The organism is Xenorhabdus ehlersii (genome assembly GCF_003610465.1).
In the GTDB taxonomy this organism is placed as follows: domain Bacteria; phylum Pseudomonadota; class Gammaproteobacteria; order Enterobacterales; family Enterobacteriaceae; genus Xenorhabdus; species Xenorhabdus ehlersii.
Genome location: NZ_RAQI01000006.1, coordinates 169,088 through 187,312, shown reverse-complemented (window position 1 = coordinate 187,312; position 18,225 = coordinate 169,088). Strand labels below are relative to the sequence as shown.

Below are 18,225 nucleotides of genomic sequence, written 5' to 3'. Positions count from 1 at the left end.
GTTGTGGTTTCCTCACAACAGCATATTGGCTCAACTTATATGCCATATCCAATGGGCTTAACACCCTGCCAACGGCTAAACAGATCTTCTGGCAAGTCAATATCAAATTGATCAAGCACACGGTTAACCGTCTGGTCGATAATATCCTGAATATGTTCGGGACGGTGATAAAATGCCGGAACAGGTGGCATGATCACCGCCCCAATTTCTGCTGCCTGCGTCATTAATCTCAAGTGCCCCAAGTGCAAAGGGGTTTCTCTCACCCCCAACACGAGTTTGCGCTTCTCTTTCAAAACAACATCTGCGGCACGGGTAATTAAGCCGTCAGTGTAACTATGCACAATTCCTGATAGGGTTTTTATGGAGCAAGGCAAAATCACCATACCCAATGTTTTAAAAGAGCCAGAGGAAATGGATGCGGCAATATCACGATTGTCATGTACAACATCTGCCAAAGCTTGTACATCTCGCAATGTATAGTCCGTCTCCAATGCCAGAGTCTGCCGGGCTGATTGACTGATCACTAAATGCGTTTCAATGCCTTCTATTGGTCGCAAAACTTGCAGCAACCTGACACCATAAATCGCACCACTCGCGCCGGTCAGTCCGACAATCAATTTTTTCATGTTTTCCCCTGAGATTCTGGCTATAACTGCATGATAATAACAATATTATCCTTCATTATATATTTCCAGATCCTCTATTTCGCTCTGGCCACGCACTTTCATGGCATCATCTTTGCGCAGGTTTTCCAGATAGTCGAGGTAACACTGGTCAATGTCTTTCGTGACATAGATACCATCGAATACGGAGCATTCGAATTTTTCAATATCAGGGTTTTCTTCCCTGACAGCCTGGACAAGATCGTGGAGGTTTTGGTATATCAGGGCATCGGCACCAATGATCTGACGAATTTCATCCACTTCCCGGCCGTGAGCAATCAGTTCATTGGCATTTGGCATATCAATACCATAAACATTCGGGAAGCGAACTTCCGGTGCCGCCGAAGCAAAATAGACTTTCTTAGCTCCCGCTTCACGCGCCAGTTCAACAATCTGTTCAGAAGTGGTTCCACGCACTATGGAATCATCCACCAGCAAAACATTCTTACCCCGGAATTCAGCGCGATTAGCATTCAGTTTACGACGAACAGATTTACGTCGCTCCTGCTGACCTGGCATGATAAAGGTACGCCCTACATAACGGTTTTTGACAAATCCCTGACGATAGGGTTTATCCAGAATATGGGCGATTTCCAGGGCGATATCACAAGAGGTTTCCGGTACGGGAATAACGACATCAATATGTAAGTCTTCCCATTCACGGGCAATTTTTTCCCCCAATTTCCGCCCCATCCGCAACCGGGCGTTATATACCGAAACCTTGTCAATAAAGGAATCTGGACGAGCGAAATAGACAAATTCAAACAAACAAGGTGTTAATGACGGATTTTCTGTGCACTGGCGAGTAAACAATTGCCCATTTTCAGTAATATAAATCGCTTCCCCAGAAGCCACATCACGCAGGAACTCAAAACCCAATGTATCCAGCGCCACACTTTCCGATGCCACCATGTATTCATTGCGACCATCTTTCAGTGTTTTCTTTCCCAACACCAGAGGGCGAATGCCATGTGGATCACGAAAAGCCACTACCCCATGCCCAATAATCATGGCAACACAAGCGTAAGCTCCACGAATTTTTTTGTGCATTTTTGAGACTGCCGAGAAAATATCATCAGGCTCTAAGGGGAAATGGGGAAATTGGGCCAATTCATTGGCAAAAATATTCAGTAGAATTTCAGAATCTGAGGTTGTGTTGACATGACGGCGGGCATTTTCAAACAGCATTTTTTTCAATTCATGTGCGTTTGTCAGATTGCCGTTATGTGCCAACGTGATACCAAAAGGAGAATTCACATAAAAGGGCTGCGCTTCAGATGCACTGGAACTGCCCGCCGTAGGATAACGGACATGCCCAATGCCGACGGTTCCCTGTAAACGTAACATGTGCCGTGTTTCAAACACATCCTTGACCAAACCATTAGCCTTACGTAAACGAAACCCATTGTTACCATCAATAGTTGCAATACCTGCTGCATCTTGCCCACGGTGCTGAAGCACCGTCAATGCATCATAAATCGACTGGTTAACCGGTGTAAAACCGACGATACCGACAATACCGCACATGTAGCCTTTCCTCATCAGCCAAGCGGAGAGCGTTATCTCTCCGGCAGGAAACTCGACGCACTTTGTAGGTAGTCAAAAAACCACCTGATAATTTGACTAAATTGTGGGATCAGTTGTGATTGTTGCCAATCCTGACTTTTGGGTAGTGGCGTGAAAGAGTCCGCAATAAACAAAATAGCAGACACCACCAAGACACCACGCAAGGCGCCAAAGCAGATCCCCAGAACCCGATCAGTGCCTGACAGGCCCGTTCGCTGAACAAGTGAACCAATGACATAGTTTACTACTGCGCCAACAATCAGTGTTGCAATAAATAAGATAGCAATCGCTACCCCATTGCGCACCAGTTCATCCTCAAGGCGGGTAAAATAAGCCGCCAGATAAGTATAGAAATGGCTCGCAACAAAGAAAGCACAGCCCCACGTTATCAGGGAAAGCGCTTCGCGAACAAAACCACGAATCAAGCTAACCAGTGCCGAAAAACCAATGATGGCAATGATCGTATAATCAATCCAGACCATATTTTAATCCAAAACAGGCTCCCGACATTCAGGTCGGGCGCATTCTAACAGAAAACGAAAACGTTTGCGTAGTAGATTCATCACTCTACTGAAAATAATTTTCGACAGGTAAACAAACAGCATTTGCTGTGCCAATCAGATTATGGCTTATAATTTTTGATCTGCCCTTGTAATCCCGTAAGTTCCCTTAATTCGGACAAAACAGATTCCAGTGCCTGCCTTGATGCATTCGGTCCTACATAGATTCGGGTTAATTGTCCCTGTACCGGGGAAGAAGGAACTGTATATACCTGGTGCCCAGAAAGACGCAGCCTTGCCACTATTTCGTCAACCTTATCCGCATTTTTTAACGCACCAAGCTGAACAACATATGCTGTTGCCTGAGGAGGCTGTTCTGTTGGCTTTTTAGTTTCTGGCTTGCTTTCAACACGAGGTTCAGGTTTAACCTGTGGCTTAGTTTCCGCTTTCTGTTGAGGAGATGGCTCAGGTTCCACTGCTGTTTTAGGATTTTGAGTAACAGTGACAGGAGGCGCTGTTATTGGCTCTGAAGGCGATGGCCTGGACAACATGTCTATATCTGGCTCTTGCTCCTGTGATTGCATTGCTTGTGCAGCACCTTCTGGCGGTGTAGATGGCATGTTTTGTGTCAATGGAGGAATCGAGTCAACATCTTCTTCATCACCAGGTTTTGGCACCAAAGGAATCGAAGCAAATTGCTCTTCGTTATATTTCTTATCACCATCAAAAATCATGGGCAGGACAATCACGCCCAATGCGACAAGAACGATGACACCCACCAAGCGATTTTGGAATTTACTGGCCACTTTCCTTGCCCTCCTCCAGTGCTTCCATGACATGTGCGACAGTGTGGAAAGAGCCACAAACCACGATAATATCTTGCACCGATGCATCTTCCATTGCCTGCTGCCAGGCTGTTTTTACTTCGGAGAATGTCCGAGTCCGAGCCTGCACAAGATGTCCAGATAGTACTTCGGCCTCTGTTCCCCTCAATTCATGCAATGATGCGCAATACCACTCATCAATCTGTTGGGAAAGGCAAGCAAGTGTACCTGCTATGTCTTTATCTCCCAACATGCCAACTACACCACGGATCTTACTGTCTGGTAAGCGAGGAAGTTCGGCCAGTTTTTGCACTAGATAGCCCGCAGCATGTGGATTATGAGCCACATCCAAAATGACTAACGGATTTTCCCTGACAATTTGGAAACGCCCCGGTAATTGCGCATTTCTTAACCCTGCACAGATCGCTTGTTCATTAATGGCTCGGCTGATTTTGTCATCCTGCTGCAACAAGCAATGTATCACTCCCATTGCAGTCGCGGCATTTGCCAACGGCAAATTAGGTAAAGGTAACTCATTGAATTGTTGCTTACCGCTTAACCAGTTCCAGCTATTTTCACGCTGTGAGAAATGCCAATCAATCCCACGACGAAAGAGCTTAGCGCCTAATTCATCCGCAACTTCAGCAATTGAGTGAGGCATATCATATTCACCCACCACCGCAAAATGTTCACGGCGGAAAATACCCGCTTTTTCACGACCAATGTGTTCGCGATCTGCGCCCAACCAATCTGTATGATCCAATGCAATACTGGTGATTGCGGCAATATCGGCATCAACGATATTGGTGGCATCCAAACGCCCACCCAGACCAACTTCCAAAATCACAACATCAAGTTTCGCTTCTTTAAAAAGCTGTAATGCTGCCAACGTCCCATATTCAAAATAGGTTAATGAGATGTCGCCACGTTGAGCTTCAATCGCAGCAAATACACGGCAAAAGTCTTGTTCCGCGGGTTCTTTCCCCTGAATACGCACCCTTTCGGTGTAGCGTACTAAGTGCGGGGAACTATACACGCCGACTTTAAGCCCTGCAGCCAGAAAAATAGATTCCAGGCTATGACAGGTGGTTCCCTTGCCATTGGTGCCTGATACTGTGATAACTTTTGGAGCCGGGTTCAATAAGCCTAACTGGCGACCCAGTTTACCCACACGTTCAAGCCCCATATCAATGGCTTTGGTATGCAGGTTTCCCAGATAGGAAAGCCACGTCATCAGTGGCGACGTGGCTTGAGGAATTTGTGAAATATCAGACATCTTCTTTATTAGGATTGATGTTTATATCAGCTTCGACATCGGCAGAATCAACAACGATTGCTTCTACTGGCTCTGCTTTTGTGCCCGGATGGGGTTTGTGGGTCAACATGGCAAGCAGGCTGGCAACCTTATCGCGCATGTCTGGACGACGCACGATCATATCAATCGCACCTTTCTCCAACAAGAATTCACTGCGCTGGAAACCTTCCGGTAATTTTTCACGCACAGTCTGCTCGATGACACGAGGACCCGCAAAGCCAATCAATGCCTTAGGTTCAGCGATATTGATATCACCCAGCATACCCATACTTGCCGTTACCCCACCCATTGTTGGGTTGGTCAACACACAGATATAAGGCAAACCACGATGTTGCATTTTTGCCAGCGCAGCACTGGTTTTTGCCATCTGCATCAGTGACATCAACGCTTCCTGCATACGCGCCCCGCCACTGGAAGCAAAACAGACAAATGGACAGTTGTCTTCCAGAGCCTGCTCAACAGCACGCACAAAACGAGCGCCAACCACAGACCCCATTGAACCCCCCATAAAATTGAACTCAAAGGCACCAGCCACAACTGGCATATCATGCAGCTTACCCTTCATAACGATGAGTGCATCTTTTTCTTGCGTCTGCTTCTGGGCTGCAACTAAGCGATCTTTATATTTTTTGATATCGCGGAATTTCAGGGTATCTTTGGGTTCCAGTTCACTGCCTAATTCTGTGCCAGTACCTTCATCCAAAAATGAATGCAATCTCTTACGGGCTGAAATGCGCATGTGGTGGTCACATTTTGGACACACTTCAAGATTACGCTCTAATTCAGCACGATAAAGTACCTGACTGCAACTGTCGCATTTTGTCCAAACTCCTTCAGGGATGCTTGCCTTACGAGTTTGTATAATTTTGCTTTTGTTTAGAATCTTTTCAATCCAGCTCATTAATGAACCTTTCCGTCTGAATCTGGCTGCTGCCAGCTTTTGTTTTACGTGCCATTAAACCACAATGCTATTGCAGTGTGGATAAAAAACTGCTCAAACCTGTTTACGGTTTATCTATCTTCTATTTATCTATCTACTGCACTGCCTGCTGCTTTTTTCGATGCAGCGCGGCGATGACGCCAAATTTCTATGATGCCAGGCAGAATAGAAATAAAAATAATTGCAACAATCAATAACTTCAGATTTTGTTGTATAACTGGCATATCACCAAATAAATAACCGGCATAAGTGAATAATAGCACCCAGATAAATGCACCGATTACATTATAAGCAGCAAAGTGGCGGTAAGACATTTTCCCCATTCCTGCCACAAACGGTGCAAACGTTCTAACAATTGGCACAAACCGAGCCAAGATTATTGCTTTACCACCATGTTTTTCATAAAACTCATGAGTCTTATCTAAATAACTGCGGCGAAAAATCTTTGAATTGGGATTGGTAAATAATTTCTCACCAAAAATTCTGCCAATGGTATAGTTGATAGCATCACCAATAATCGCGGCCGTAATCATCAAAGCCACCATAATGTGTACATTCAGATCATTGGTATCTAATGCAGATAGTGCGCCAGCCACAAACAGCAAGGAGTCCCCTGGCAAAAATGGCGTGACCACCAAGCCTGTTTCACAAAATATAATCAGAAATAGGATGCCATAAACCCAATCACCATAACTAGCAACCAATTCAGCTAAATGAGCATCAATGTGTAAGATAAAATCGACAATGAATTTCGCAAAATCAACAAAATGAGTCAAAAACTCCATAATATTCCTCGTTATGACCAAACATCCCTGTCACTATTCGAAAATATCAGATTAAATGATTTGCCAGAAACTAATCATTTTCCAGAAACAGAGGCCCCATAATTGGTTCAGGTAAACCAAAACGCTCAGGATAATCCACAGCAACTAAATATAAGCCTTCAGCCTTAGCAGTTGCTGCCGCTTTTGTCCTGTCTTTTAATGCCAATAGTTCAGCCATCCAGCCAATATCCTGGTTACCGCAACCAATCTCCAGTAAGCTGCCAACGATATTGCGTACCATGTGATGAACGAAAGCATTCGCCTTAATGTCCACGACAATATAATGCCCGTATCGACTAACGTTAACATGCATCACATTGCGCCACGGTGAATTAGACTGGCACTGCACTGCCCGGAAAGAGGTGAAGTCATTTTCTCCCAATAAGCTCTGTGCCGCTTCATGCATTTTTTTCTCATCCAATGGATAATGAAAATGCGTGACGCCGTGCGCCAATACCGCCGGACGATAGCGATGGTTAAAAATCACATAGCGATAACGGCGAGCGGTTGCGCTAAAACGGGCATGGAATTCATCATCCACCGTTTTAACCCAACGTACTGCAATATTTGGTGGCAAATGGGTATTTACCCCCATTGTCCATGCAGCATCTTTACGTTGGGCCGAGGTTTCAAAATGCACGACCTGCCCAGTCGCATGTACTCCTGCATCCGTTCTACCCGCACAAAAAACTGAGATCGGCTCATTCGCGACTTTCGACAGGGCTTTTTCCAGGCATTCCTGTACGCTTTTCACTTCTTGCTGACGCTGCCAACCATAATATCGACTGCCGTCATATTCAATCCCCAGTGCAATTTTCACTTTTTCTGCCTCTGGCACAGACTGACTCAGCTCTGTATCAGACATCAGTAAAATTGCTCCTGCATCAGTTTCTCGGCGATCTCAACTGCCATCAAAGCGCCACCAAAACGGATATTATCGGCAACTGACCAGAATTGCAGCATCTCTGGCATACCATAGTCATTGCGCAGACAGCCTATGCTCAAGCTATCACTGCCCGAAGCATCAGTGACCTGAGTCGGATAATCCCCCTCTTCTGAAACCTGAATATCTTCAAGGCGTTCAAATTCACTACGGGCTTCTTCTATGCCAACCGGACGCAGCGTTTCCAAATTCACCATTTGGGCAGTGCCATAGAAAACCGAAGATTGGACACAGTTTACGGAAACCGGCAATCCTTCCTCTTGTAGTACTTTGCGAATTTGATCGACAATACGACGCTCTTCGCGCACCACACCTTCAGCATCAGGCAACAACGGCAGCACATTGAAAGCCAATTGTTTGCTGAAACGGCCTTCATCCGGTGGAATTCCATTCAATAAACGCGCACTCTGCCCTGCCAAATCATCAATGGCTGCTTTGCCATGAACAGAAACTGGCAATATATTGGTCAAATGTAAACGGGCAATGCCCGCCGTATCGATCAATGGCTTGATGGCGGTCAGAACCTGACTCGTTGAGCTATCTGCCACAGCAATGATGTTACGGTTACGATATTCAGCCAATGCATAAGGGTTAACGCCAGGAACAACCAGAGGCACATCTGGCTCTGCTGCAAACAAGCCGCTGCTATCAATCACCAGGCAACCAGATTCTGTTGCTTTTTCAATATGTTGTGCAGTTATTTCCATCGTCGCGGCAAAAAAAGCGAGTTGTACCTGTGACCAGTCAAATTCTGCCGCATCACGAACCGTGATGTTTTTTCCGTTAAAACGCTGGATCTTTCCAACACTTTGTTCACTGGCAAGAAGATGCAGTTCACCAACCGGAAATTGACGTTCCTGTAATAACGCCAATATCGCTTCACCTACTGCGCCCGTTGCACCCAAAAGCGCAATATTCCAACCTTCTGACATGTTGGTTCTCTCCACTTCTCTTATTTTGCTGACAGACAGGGATCCCTGCCTGTATTAAATCACTTTTGCATTAAACCCAATTCTGGACAGTAATTGAGCACTCTCTTCTGAGTCACAATGCACGGTCAGGGAAGACCATTCCCGACGTTCTGGATAGTATTTGCGTAATCGATCAAAAGCACCTTCCTGATCCGCAACCTGACGTAAGGGCGCATCATCACGGCGCACATCATACACTAAATGCATTAAACGCTTGAGGAGACTTTGTGTCACTTCCCCCTGCACTGTGACTTGATTAAAATCTGGTGTCGGCAACAGATCAGCCAACTCCGTCTGGCGAGATTGCCCCAAGAATTCACAATAGGCCTCAAAAACCTGAGTTGTACCCCGTGCTTTGCCTTCCAAGGTATAACCAGCAATATGTGGAGTTGCAATATCAACCAACGCTAACAGGGGTAGAGAAAGGTTAGGCTCTGGTTCCCAAACATCAAGCACTACACGTAACTTTTTCCCATTTTGTAGCACGGAAAGTAACGCTTGATTATCAACCACCTCACCACGGCTGGCATTAATCAAAATACGGTTGTCCGGTAATGCAGAAAGTAATTCTGCATCAGCTAAATGATAAGTCTGGTACGGACCAGAGTCATTAAGAGGTGTATGGAAAGTCAGAATATCTGCTTCTTGAACTAATTTTTCCAAAGACCAAAACTCCCCCTCATCACCACGATCTGCACGGGGGGGATCGCATAATAACGTCTTCACGCCCAAAGCCGCCAGTCGATCAGCTAATCGCCCTCCGACATTGCCAACACCGACAATACCGACCGTTTTATCTTTAAGCTGAAATTGATCTTGCTCAGCCAATAGCATCAATGCCGAGAATACATATTCAACCACGGCAATGGCGTTACATCCAGGAGCAGCGGAAAAACCAATCCCTGCCTGAGATAACCATTGCTGATCAACATGATCCATTCCCGCAGTGGCAGTTCCAACAAATTTCACCGAACTGCCTTGCAATAAAGACTCATTGACTTTAGTGACAGATCGAACCATAAAGGCATCAGCATGTTCCAAAATTCCCTCAGGCACTGGACGCCCCGGAATTGCCTGCACTTCACCTAATTGCTGGAAGAGTTGCTCAGCATAAGGCATATTTTCATCAACTAAGATTTTCACTTTTCTCATCCAATGGCTTAAATGGGCGTGATCCACTATTCTGCCATTTTATCCACATAAAACCTATATGCCCTTACCCTTTTCTGAAACGTTCTGGCGTTGTGCCCGCAATCTGCTGAAACATGGCGATGAAAGCTGATGATGAGCTATACCCCATATCAAACGCGATTTCGTGAATACTTTTCCCCTGTTCTAATAAGGATATGGAATACAGAAAACGCAGCCGCTGCCGCCATTCACTAAATGACATTCCTAACTCCTGCTTACAGCGCCGCGATAAAGTTCTCTCTGAGGTATAACGCTTTTTGGCCCACTCAGCTAAAGAGGTATTATCCGCCGGATTGCGTTCTAACATCTGTAATACTGGAGCGAGCAACTTATCTTTTGAAGAAGGTAAGTAGGTACACTGCCTTGGTGACAATTCCAACTGATCAATCAATATTTGTGCTAACCGCCGATCTTTTTCTGTTTCCGGCTGCCAGATCTTTCGTTCAAAAAAATCCACCATAATGGCATTAAAGATGCCACTCAATCGAATAATACAAGGTTGTTGTGGTAAGGTATCCGTCCGTTGGGGGGAAATATCAATTATCCAAAATCGCAATGCCTTCCGGTTATAACTCGAATGGGCCGCATTTTTCGGTATCCAGATACAAAACTCTGGTGGAGCAAGAAAACGCTGCTTTCTCACCTGTATTTCCATCACGCCACAAACTACATAAATTAATTGACCAAAAGGATGCGTCTGTAACTGACATTCAGTATCAGCATTCAATATTTCATCACGAAAAGAGAGTATATCTGGCATGATTGGTTGAAATATAGCTTGATTCCTCTCCACCCGTTCTACCATTTTTACTCCCGTAATCTTTTATCCATAAAATAATAAAGGGTAAATATCTTGTCTTAATTGCCATATCTGTTGTCTGATTATCAATATATATAATAAATTGGTCATTGCTAAACTAAATAGACGAAACACTTACATAAATATCCAGCCTAATGAAGAATTTATTATTCCCCTTTGTCGCTGTGCTGATCTGGTCAATCAATGCCGTTGTCAGTAAAGCGGCTGCCACCCTTATTGAACCGGCTGCAATTGCTTTCTACCGATGGTTTATTGCCTTTCTGGCCCTGACGCCTTTTATCTTATTGCCAATCCTGAAGCAGCGGAAAATCGTTGCTCAATATTGGTGGAAATTATTGATTTTGGGTTCTCTGGGCATGGTGCTTAACCAAAGCCTGGCCTATTATGCAGCCCACACTGTCAGCGCGACAATCATCGGCATTTTCACTTCATTGATACCATTATTAACTGTCATTATCAGCATCTTTGCCTTGCGGGCTGCCCCTACTGTTGGTATCACCCTCGGCACCGTGCTGTCTCTATTCGGCCTTGTGTGGTTAGTCAGCAAAGGGAAGCCATCTTCCTTATTGCAACACGGTCTGGGTATTGGAGAAGTGATGATGTTTATTGCAGCAGCTTCTTATGCCTTGTATGGGGTTTTAACCAAACGCTGGGCAATTCCATTACCCAACTGGCAATCACTCTATGTACAAATTGGGTTTGGCGTTTTATTGCTTTTACCCAATTTTATGATGACAGATGATATTCAGTTAACCGCCGATAATATTTCTCTTGTTCTGTTTGCCGGCATTCCCGCATCCATTCTTGCACCCTATTTGTGGATACAAGGTGTCATTCGCATTGGAGCAAACATGACTTCTATTTTTATGAATCTGGCGCCCGTATTTACTGCCATCATTGCTATCGTGGCTCTCCATGAAGAAATGCACAGTTACCACTTAATTGGAGGAGGTATTGTTTTAGTTGGTGTGATACTTGCGCAACAGTTACGCATCCCGCTCACTCATAGAAAGCCCGAATATAATTCTCACCAATAATCCACCCAATACCTCACTGGGTAAAAGCTGGAGAGTGGCATTGTGGTATCGGCAGATTTCTTTAACAATAGTCAACCCTAATCCCGTCCCCTCCAGCCCAGCAGCGTTGTCCAATCGGTTAAACGCCATAAGCGATTGACAAATATCTTTTTGATCGATACCCGGTCCTGAATCATCGATCTCAAGGAAAGCCTGTTTTTTATCTGCCATTATGTTTACTCTTCCCGTCACCACTCCCATTTGCGGGGTATATTTGATGGCATTATCCAGCAAATTGGCACACATTTCGGCTAACAATAGGGGATCTCCCCTGATCCATAACACATCTTCCCCTTCGTAACCTAAATCAATATTTTTGCTTTCTGCTGGCTGTAAACGAGAAAAACAGACTTGTTGCAATAGTTCCACGATATTGACTGGCTGATAATTTTGTATTGCTTCTTTTTCATGCACTTTAAGCTGTGAAAGTTGCAATAGGCGATCAGTCAGTAATATCATGTTATCCAAACTCTTATCAATCGCCGTCAGTATATTATCCCTTTGTTCTGGATCTTGACTGCCACATGCTACTGCAACCTGTGTTTTCAATACCGCTAAAGGTGTTCTCAATTGATGAGAAGCGTCCGCACTGAATCGCTCTTGGCGTCCAACCATTAATTCCAACCGCCCAATATATCGGTTAAACGATTGCAGTAATGGAGCAAGTTCTGACCACGGTAAAATATTTGGTAATGGTGTTAGATCATTAGCAGAACGGAGGCTCATAATGCCTGAAAGTTTTCGTAACGGTTTAAGCAGAAGTTTGAGCAGAATGTAAGCAAGGAGTAATGTCAATAATACGACTGCCCCCTGATTAACCAACGAAGATAACAACAATTGGTTAGCCATATATTGGCGAGAATTCACAGTTTCTGCCACCAATATCAACGCCATCCCCATGATGTTGCCTTCATTGACCGGTTGATACAATCCCACTACACGTATAGGTTGCCCCTTGTATTCCGCATTATAAAAATAGGCTAATGCTGTATACAAGGATGAACGCTGGATGTTCTGCGGTATCCGAGGAAGGTCATCATAACCGGAAATCGTCTTTCCTTCCGGCGAGATAACCTGATAGTACAGGCGATCATTTGTATTGCGCTCGAAACTGTCCAAGACAACATAAGGTACATCAACGATCAAGTTATGATCCCGAACAGACAAGCGTTCAGCGACTGTTCTTGCTGATGCAAGCAGAGTTCTGTCATAAGCCAGCATTGCGGCATTTCTCACACTAATATACTGACTATAAACAGAAGCACAGCCCAGTAACAGTAGAGGTACACCAAAGAACAGCAACAATTGGTGGAATAACAACCGTGGTATTTTGAGATATTTCATTATACCAGTCTCTCCAACCGATATCCCAACCCACGCAATGTCCTGATCTCTACATCACTGTTGAGTAATTTTTTCCGCAACCGATGAACATACAGTTCTATGCTTTGTGGATTCGCCTCATCCGATAGGGAGAATACCTGTTCAAACAGTTGTTGTTTAGAGACCGGACGCCCTCGACGATGAAATAGTGTTGTTAAAACAGATAGCTCTCTGGGGGTCAGTGCCAACGGGACATTGTTCAATACAAAATACCCTTCGCCTTCATAAGATAATGAACCAAATTTCTGTTCCTCTTGTGGTATAGCTGAACTACGACGCAACAATGCACGAACACGCGCTTCCAGCTCTTGAAAATCAAAAGGCTTGGTCAAATAGTCATCAGCACCAGAGTTCAATCCTTTCACACGATCCGTAACCTCTGTTTTGGCAGTTAATAACAGTACGGGTAAGTTTTGACCACGCTTACGCAACCGCAATAACAGAGACAAGCCATCCAATCTGGGTAAAGCCACATCCAGAATCAACAAGGCATAATTTTCAGTCTGCAAAAGCTGATCTGCCACAATACCATCTTTCGCCAAATCAACCACAAACCCAGCATTATTCAATGCTTTTTGTAACCAATGTGATAATTCTGGGTGATCTTCAACCAATAAGAGCCGCATGAATAATACCTATTGTTAAAAATTAACCAGAGAAATAAAACGGAGATATCGCATAATTGCAATATTAAGATTCAGCAATTGCTTAGGGGTTAACAAAAAAATATTAATACAAACAAACAATTAACAAGATTATGTAAAACACTACGCAAATTAAGCGATTAAGGTCACATCCAGACAACTTTTGTTGTTAATGAAAGGTAATTGAAAGGTTTCGTTTTTATAAATAAACATGCACCAGAAATTTGTTATTCATATCCTTTACTGGTGCTATGTGAGGAATAAAAATGAGAACTTTTAAAACGTTATTAACCGCTGCAAGCCTGTTTATTTGTGCCTGCGCTTTTGCAACTTCTACTCCCAATAGAACCGAATGTATTGCACCAGCCAAACCTGGTGGAGGCTTTGATTTAACCTGTAAACTCATCCAAATTTCACTATTAGAAACCAAAACTATCGACTCTCCCATGAGAGTGACATTTATGCCCGGAGGTGTCGGTGCGGTTGCCTATAATGCCATTATTGCCCAGCGGCCTGGTGAACCCGGCACTATCGTTGCCTTCTCTGGGGGTTCCTTATTGAATCTTGCGCAAGGTAAATTTGGTCGCTACAACGTCAATGATGTACGCTGGCTAGCCAGTGTCGGCACAGACTACGGTATGATTGCTGTACGCGATGATTCTCCTTACAAAACACTGACAGATTTGATGGAGGCTTTTAAAAAATCTCCCGATAGTATTGTGTTTGGCGCAGGTGCTTCCATCGGTAGTCAAGACTGGATGAAAACCGCATTACTGGCAAAAGAGGTCGGTATTGATCCCCGCAAAATGCGCTATGTCGCGTTTGAAGGTGGCGGAGAACCTATTACTGCCCTGCTGGGTAATCATATTCAGGTCGTATCCGGTGATCTAAGTGAAACTTTACCTTATCTCAATGGCAATAAAATTCGCATACTCGCTGTTTATGCAGATAAACGTCTGGATGGTGATCTGGCAAAAATTCCAACAGCAAAAGAACAGGGTTATGACCTTGTTTGGCCAATTATTCGCGGTTTTTATATAGGGCCAAAAGTTTCTGATGAACAATATCAATGGTGGGTAGATACCTTTAAAAAACTCCAACAAACTGACGAATTCAAAAAACAACGTGAACTGCGCGGGTTATTTGAATTCAATATGACTGGCAAAGAGCTGGATGACTATGTGAAAAAACAAGTTATTCAATATCATGAAATGGCCAAATCCTTTGGTTTAGCAAAATAACAGGGGTAGCATCATGAGCGATCGTATCTTTGCTACTGTATGGCTAGTGCTATGTGGAATAGGGTTGGTGATTGGATGGGGTATCCATAGCGAATATAGCTATGAACCTCTGGGTCCTCGTCCATTTCCAATTGCGATTATTTCACTAATGGCACTCTGTGCTTTATTGTTGCTGTTTAAAAAACCTGATCCTATTTACTGGCCGACACCACAAGTGTTACGTCGCTTAATTTTATTGATTGCCACACTAACCATTTATGCATGGTCATTTGAGTGGTTGGGTTTTCCACTAGCAACCACATTATTGACTATCTGTGTGGCACTACTCTTTAACGCTACTCTTCTTGCCGCGATTATTTCTGGGATATTTCTCGGCAGTTCGCTCTTTTTTGCCTTTGATCGTCTGTTAGAGGTCACACTGCCCGTCGGCAGTTGGCTCAGCTAAGGAGACAACGATGGATACTTGGATTTATCTGAGCCATGGTTTTGAAGTCGCATTAGTACCCAAAAACCTGGTCATTGCATTGATAGGCTGTTTTATCGGTACTGTTGTTGGGTTACTGCCTGGTCTTGGTCCCATAAATGGGGTGGCGATCCTGCTGCCATTGGCTTTTGCGTTAAAATTACCCGCTGAATCTGCCCTAATTTTATTGGCAACTGTCTACATTGGTTGTGAGTATGGAGGTCGTATCTCTTCAATCTTACTGAATGTACCGGGAGATGCCGCTGCCATTATGACAACGCTTGATGGTTACCCGATGGCAAAACAAGGGAGAGCCGGCGTTGCACTCTCTATTTCTGCCGTTAGTTCGTTTTGTGGCTCGCTTTTGGCTATCATGGGTATCATTTTATTCGCTCCACTTTTGGCTCAGTGGTCTTTGGCATTTGGGCCAGCTGAGTACTTTGCACTCATGGTATTTGCCATTGCTTGTCTCGGCAGCATGATGAGCCAAAACCCCATAAAATCACTACTCGCGGCCTTAATCGGTTTGGCTTTAGCAACCGTGGGCGTGGACGCTAATTCCGGCGTTTATCGTTTTACCTTCAATAACGTGCACCTCTCCGATGGTATCCAATTTATTGTTGTCGTCATTGGGCTATTTTCAGTCAGTGAAATTTTATTGATGTTGGAGAGTACTTCTTCGGGGCAAAAAGTCATTAGACAAACAGGGCGCTTGCTATTCAATAGAAAAGAAGCGGCAACGTGTGTAGGGCCAACCTTACGTTCCTCAGTGATCGGCTTTTTTGTGGGAATATTACCCGGCGCAGGGGCTACAATCGCCAGTGCAATTACATACATGACTGAAAAACGGCTCAGCGGTAACAGTGATTCATTTGGTAAAGGTGATATCCGTGGTGTAGCTGCACCAGAGGCAGCCAATAACGCATCAGCATGTGGTTCATTCATCCCCATGCTGACTCTCGGTGTACCTGGTTCAGGTACAACCGCTGTGATGCTAGGTGCTTTGACACTTTACAACATCACTCCTGGCCCTACCATGTTCACCGAGCAACCTAATATCGTCTGGGGACTCATTGCGGCTTTGTTGATCGCCAATATTTTGTTACTGATCATGAATATCCCGATGATTGGGCTATTTACCCGTATGCTGAGTATTCCAATGTGGTTCTTGGTTCCTTCAATCGCCATCGTTTCCGCAGTTGGGGTATATGCTATCCACAGTACTACTTTTGATCTTATGTTGATGATCGGATTAGGCGTTTTCGGCTACATACTGCGAAAAATGAATTTCCCAATGTCACCACTGATTTTAGGTTTCGTCTTAGGCGAAATGCTGGAACAAAATCTACGGCGGGCATTATCAATCAGCAATGGAGATTTTGAGATCCTATGGAGTAGTACTATTACACAAGTTTTGCTGGCTCTGGCAGTATTGGTAATTGTTATTCCACCAGTTCTGCGCATCATTAATAAACGCCGCAATAAAATCACGGCTCCTTAATAAAAATAGCCAATCCACATAATCAATGGATTGGCTGTAAATTCTTTATGACTTAAAAAATCAGTTTGAATACTTGCGCATCACCAGGGATGCGTTTGTACCACCGAACCCGAAGCTATTGGACATCACTGTGCTTAGCTCGCGTTCGGTAGGTTCAGTAATAATATTCATGCCCTGCGCTTTTTCATCCAGGTCTTCAATATTAATGCTTGGTGCAATAATTCCATGCTCCAACATCAACAAGCTATAAATCGCTTCATGGGCACCCGCTGCACCCAATGAATGCCCTGTCATCGCTTTAGTGGCGGAAATGGCAGGTGTATTGTCACCAAAAACTTCTCTAATAGCTTCCAGTTCTTTCAAATCACCAATTGGTGTCGAAGTTCCGTGGGTATTGATGTAATCGACTCCACCTTCAACACCATCTAATGCCATCTTCATACAACGTACAGCGCCTTCTCCCGAAGGAGCGACCATATCTGCACCATCTGAATTTGCGCCATAACCGATAATTTCAGCATAAATATGCGCACCACGGGCCAGTGCATGCTCTAATTCTTCAACAACAACAATACCACCCCCCCCAGCGATCACGAAACCATCGCGATTCTGGTCATAAGTACGGGAGGCTAGTTCTGGGGTTTCATTATACTTAGTGGAAAGTGCTCCCATTGCATCAAATTCACAAGCCATTTCCCAGCTTAATTCCTCACCACCGCCGGCAAAAATAATATCTTGCTTACCAAGTTGGATTAACTCAACGGCATGACCAATACAATGTGCCGAAGTTGAACAGGCAGAACTGATGGAATAGTTGACTCCCTTGATCTTAAACGGTGTTGCTAAACACGCTGATACGCCAGAGGCCATTGCCCGTGTGACCATATAAGGCCCCACACCACGCAACCCACGAGCACGCATGCCATCTGAACCAGCGACTTGGTTATAGGGAGAGCCTCCTCCTGAACCAACAACCAATCCAGTACGAAGGTTAGAAACTTGTTCATCGGACAGGCCAGAATCTTTAATTGCCTCATCCATTGCCAGATAAGCATAAATAGATGCGTCACTCATGAAACGTAAAGTTTTGCGGTCAATCAAACCAGAAGTATCCAGTTTTACATTACCCCAAACGTGGCTGCGCATACCCATTTCTTTAAATTTTTCAGAGAAAGTTATCCCGGAACGACCTTCTTTCAGAGATTCCAGCACCTCTTTCTGGTTATTACCAATACTGGAAACAATACCCAGACCGGTGATCACTGCACGTTTCATTACTTACCTCATCAATATGTTTACCTGCGGGATTTACTCACCCGCACTTTAGCGTACACTTGTACGCCGAACAAGTCCGATCAGGT

General features: G+C 44.4%; 18 protein-coding genes. 4 read left to right on the top strand and 14 right to left on the bottom strand.

The annotated features are described in order from the left end of the window. Window positions 1-35: 35 nt before the first annotated feature. The 11 genes from BDE27_RS17295 to BDE27_RS17245 all read right to left on the bottom strand — a co-directional run bounded on the left by BDE27_RS17295 (window position 36) and on the right by BDE27_RS17245 (window position 10,541). Window positions 36-626 (bottom strand): UbiX family flavin prenyltransferase, encoded by a 591-nt coding sequence (locus tag BDE27_RS17295; RefSeq protein ID WP_099132015.1) that lies wholly within the window; start codon window positions 624-626, stop codon window positions 36-38. Between the two features lie 45 nt (window positions 627-671). Then, window positions 672-2,189, bottom strand: a complete 1,518-nt coding sequence (gene purF / locus BDE27_RS17290; RefSeq protein ID WP_099132016.1) for an amidophosphoribosyltransferase — start codon at window positions 2,187-2,189, stop codon at window positions 672-674. Window positions 2,190-2,221: 32 nt separating this feature from the next. Then, entirely contained in the window at window positions 2,222-2,710 is a 489-nt protein-coding gene (cvpA, locus tag BDE27_RS17285; RefSeq protein ID WP_099132017.1) for a colicin V production protein, read from the bottom strand. A gap of 140 nt (window positions 2,711-2,850) precedes the next feature. Next, the gene (gene dedD, locus BDE27_RS17280) at window positions 2,851-3,534 is read right to left on the bottom strand and encodes a cell division protein DedD (protein ID WP_099132018.1); all 684 of its coding nucleotides are present in this window, start codon (window positions 3,532-3,534) and stop codon (window positions 2,851-2,853) included. Next, window positions 3,524-4,828: a bifunctional tetrahydrofolate synthase/dihydrofolate synthase gene (gene folC, locus BDE27_RS17275; RefSeq protein WP_099132019.1), complete on the bottom strand. Its 1,305-nt coding sequence runs from the start codon at window positions 4,826-4,828 to the stop codon at window positions 3,524-3,526. Before folC ends, dedD begins: the two co-directional genes overlap by 11 nt. Then, window positions 4,821-5,768 carry an acetyl-CoA carboxylase, carboxyltransferase subunit beta gene (gene accD, locus BDE27_RS17270; RefSeq protein WP_099132020.1) on the bottom strand — a complete coding sequence of 316 codons (948 nt, stop codon included), beginning with the start codon at window positions 5,766-5,768 and terminating at the stop codon, window positions 4,821-4,823. The genes folC and accD overlap by 8 nt, the downstream gene beginning before the upstream one ends. Before the next feature lie 125 nt (window positions 5,769-5,893). Beyond that, entirely contained in the window at window positions 5,894-6,592 is a 699-nt protein-coding gene (locus tag BDE27_RS17265; protein ID WP_099132021.1) for a DedA family protein, read from the bottom strand. Between the two features lie 70 nt (window positions 6,593-6,662). Next, on the bottom strand, window positions 6,663-7,496 hold the full coding sequence (gene truA, locus BDE27_RS17260; RefSeq protein ID WP_099132022.1) for a tRNA pseudouridine(38-40) synthase TruA: 834 nt from the start codon (window positions 7,494-7,496) through the stop codon (window positions 6,663-6,665). After that, window positions 7,496-8,506: an aspartate-semialdehyde dehydrogenase gene (locus BDE27_RS17255; RefSeq protein WP_099132023.1), complete on the bottom strand. Its 1,011-nt coding sequence runs from the start codon at window positions 8,504-8,506 to the stop codon at window positions 7,496-7,498. Before BDE27_RS17255 ends, truA begins: the two co-directional genes overlap by 1 nt. A gap of 54 nt (window positions 8,507-8,560) precedes the next feature. Next, window positions 8,561-9,688 (bottom strand): 4-phosphoerythronate dehydrogenase PdxB, encoded by a 1,128-nt coding sequence (gene pdxB, locus BDE27_RS17250; RefSeq protein ID WP_099132024.1) that lies wholly within the window; start codon window positions 9,686-9,688, stop codon window positions 8,561-8,563. 73 nt (window positions 9,689-9,761) lie between these two features. Next, entirely contained in the window at window positions 9,762-10,541 is a 780-nt protein-coding gene (locus BDE27_RS17245; RefSeq protein ID WP_099132025.1) for an AraC family transcriptional regulator, read from the bottom strand. 149 nt (window positions 10,542-10,690) lie between these two features. Here BDE27_RS17245 and BDE27_RS17240 point away from each other — a divergent pair, with 149 nt between their 5' ends. Beyond that, entirely contained in the window at window positions 10,691-11,593 is a 903-nt protein-coding gene (locus BDE27_RS17240; protein ID WP_099132026.1) for a DMT family transporter, read from the top strand. Here BDE27_RS17240 and BDE27_RS17235 read toward each other — a convergent pair. Continuing rightward, entirely contained in the window at window positions 11,543-12,976 is a 1,434-nt protein-coding gene (locus BDE27_RS17235; RefSeq protein ID WP_099132027.1) for a sensor histidine kinase, read from the bottom strand. The two genes, BDE27_RS17240 and BDE27_RS17235, sit on opposite strands and share 51 nt — an antisense overlap. Then, entirely contained in the window at window positions 12,976-13,641 is a 666-nt protein-coding gene (gene tctD, locus BDE27_RS17230; protein WP_099132028.1) for a transcriptional regulator TctD, read from the bottom strand. The genes BDE27_RS17235 and tctD overlap by 1 nt, the downstream gene beginning before the upstream one ends. 284 nt (window positions 13,642-13,925) lie before the next feature. On the opposite strand from tctD, the gene BDE27_RS17225 reads away from it, so the two are divergent. The 3 genes from BDE27_RS17225 to BDE27_RS17215 are packed head-to-tail and all read left to right on the top strand — an operon-like array spanning window position 13,926 to window position 16,864. Next, entirely contained in the window at window positions 13,926-14,900 is a 975-nt protein-coding gene (locus tag BDE27_RS17225) for a Bug family tripartite tricarboxylate transporter substrate binding protein (protein ID WP_222941512.1), read from the top strand. Between the two features lie 13 nt (window positions 14,901-14,913). Further along, window positions 14,914-15,345, top strand: a complete 432-nt coding sequence (locus BDE27_RS17220) for a tripartite tricarboxylate transporter TctB family protein (protein WP_099132030.1) — start codon at window positions 14,914-14,916, stop codon at window positions 15,343-15,345. A gap of 10 nt (window positions 15,346-15,355) precedes the next feature. Further along, a complete protein-coding gene (locus BDE27_RS17215; protein ID WP_099132031.1) occupies window positions 15,356-16,864 on the top strand; it encodes a tripartite tricarboxylate transporter permease in 1,509 nt (502 codons plus the stop codon). A gap of 60 nt (window positions 16,865-16,924) precedes the next feature. On the opposite strand, the gene fabB is transcribed toward BDE27_RS17215, so the two are convergent. Further along, window positions 16,925-18,139, bottom strand: coding sequence for a beta-ketoacyl-ACP synthase I (gene fabB / locus BDE27_RS17210; protein WP_099132032.1), 1,215 nt, complete (start codon window positions 18,137-18,139; stop codon window positions 16,925-16,927). Window positions 18,140-18,225 lie beyond the last annotated feature (86 nt).

Excerpts from the sequence above, each read along its gene's own strand:
- BDE27_RS17295 (WP_099132015.1), bottom strand. The coding sequence starts at position 626 with ATGAAAAAATTGATTGTCGGACTGACCGGCGCGAGTGGTGCGATTTAT.
- purF (WP_099132016.1), bottom strand. The coding sequence starts at position 2,189 with ATGTGCGGTATTGTCGGTATCGTCGGTTTTACACCGGTTAACCAGTCG.
- cvpA (WP_099132017.1), bottom strand. The coding sequence starts at position 2,710 with ATGGTCTGGATTGATTATACGATCATTGCCATCATTGGTTTTTCGGCA.
- folC (WP_099132019.1), bottom strand. The coding sequence starts at position 4,828 with ATGTCTGATATTTCACAAATTCCTCAAGCCACGTCGCCACTGATGACG.
- accD (WP_099132020.1), bottom strand. The coding sequence starts at position 5,768 with ATGAGCTGGATTGAAAAGATTCTAAACAAAAGCAAAATTATACAAACT.
- BDE27_RS17265 (WP_099132021.1), bottom strand. The coding sequence starts at position 6,592 with ATGGAGTTTTTGACTCATTTTGTTGATTTTGCGAAATTCATTGTCGAT.
- truA (WP_099132022.1), bottom strand. The coding sequence starts at position 7,496 with ATGTCTGATACAGAGCTGAGTCAGTCTGTGCCAGAGGCAGAAAAAGTG.
- BDE27_RS17255 (WP_099132023.1), bottom strand. The coding sequence starts at position 8,506 with ATGTCAGAAGGTTGGAATATTGCGCTTTTGGGTGCAACGGGCGCAGTA.
- BDE27_RS17245 (WP_099132025.1), bottom strand. The coding sequence starts at position 10,541 with ATGGTAGAACGGGTGGAGAGGAATCAAGCTATATTTCAACCAATCATG.
- BDE27_RS17240 (WP_099132026.1), top strand. The coding sequence starts at position 10,691 with ATGAAGAATTTATTATTCCCCTTTGTCGCTGTGCTGATCTGGTCAATC.
- BDE27_RS17235 (WP_099132027.1), bottom strand. The coding sequence starts at position 12,976 with ATGAAATATCTCAAAATACCACGGTTGTTATTCCACCAATTGTTGCTG.
- tctD (WP_099132028.1), bottom strand. The coding sequence starts at position 13,641 with ATGCGGCTCTTATTGGTTGAAGATCACCCAGAATTATCACATTGGTTA.
- BDE27_RS17225 (WP_222941512.1), top strand. The coding sequence starts at position 13,926 with ATGAGAACTTTTAAAACGTTATTAACCGCTGCAAGCCTGTTTATTTGT.
- BDE27_RS17220 (WP_099132030.1), top strand. The coding sequence starts at position 14,914 with ATGAGCGATCGTATCTTTGCTACTGTATGGCTAGTGCTATGTGGAATA.
- BDE27_RS17215 (WP_099132031.1), top strand. The coding sequence starts at position 15,356 with ATGGATACTTGGATTTATCTGAGCCATGGTTTTGAAGTCGCATTAGTA.
- fabB (WP_099132032.1), bottom strand. The coding sequence starts at position 18,139 with ATGAAACGTGCAGTGATCACCGGTCTGGGTATTGTTTCCAGTATTGGT.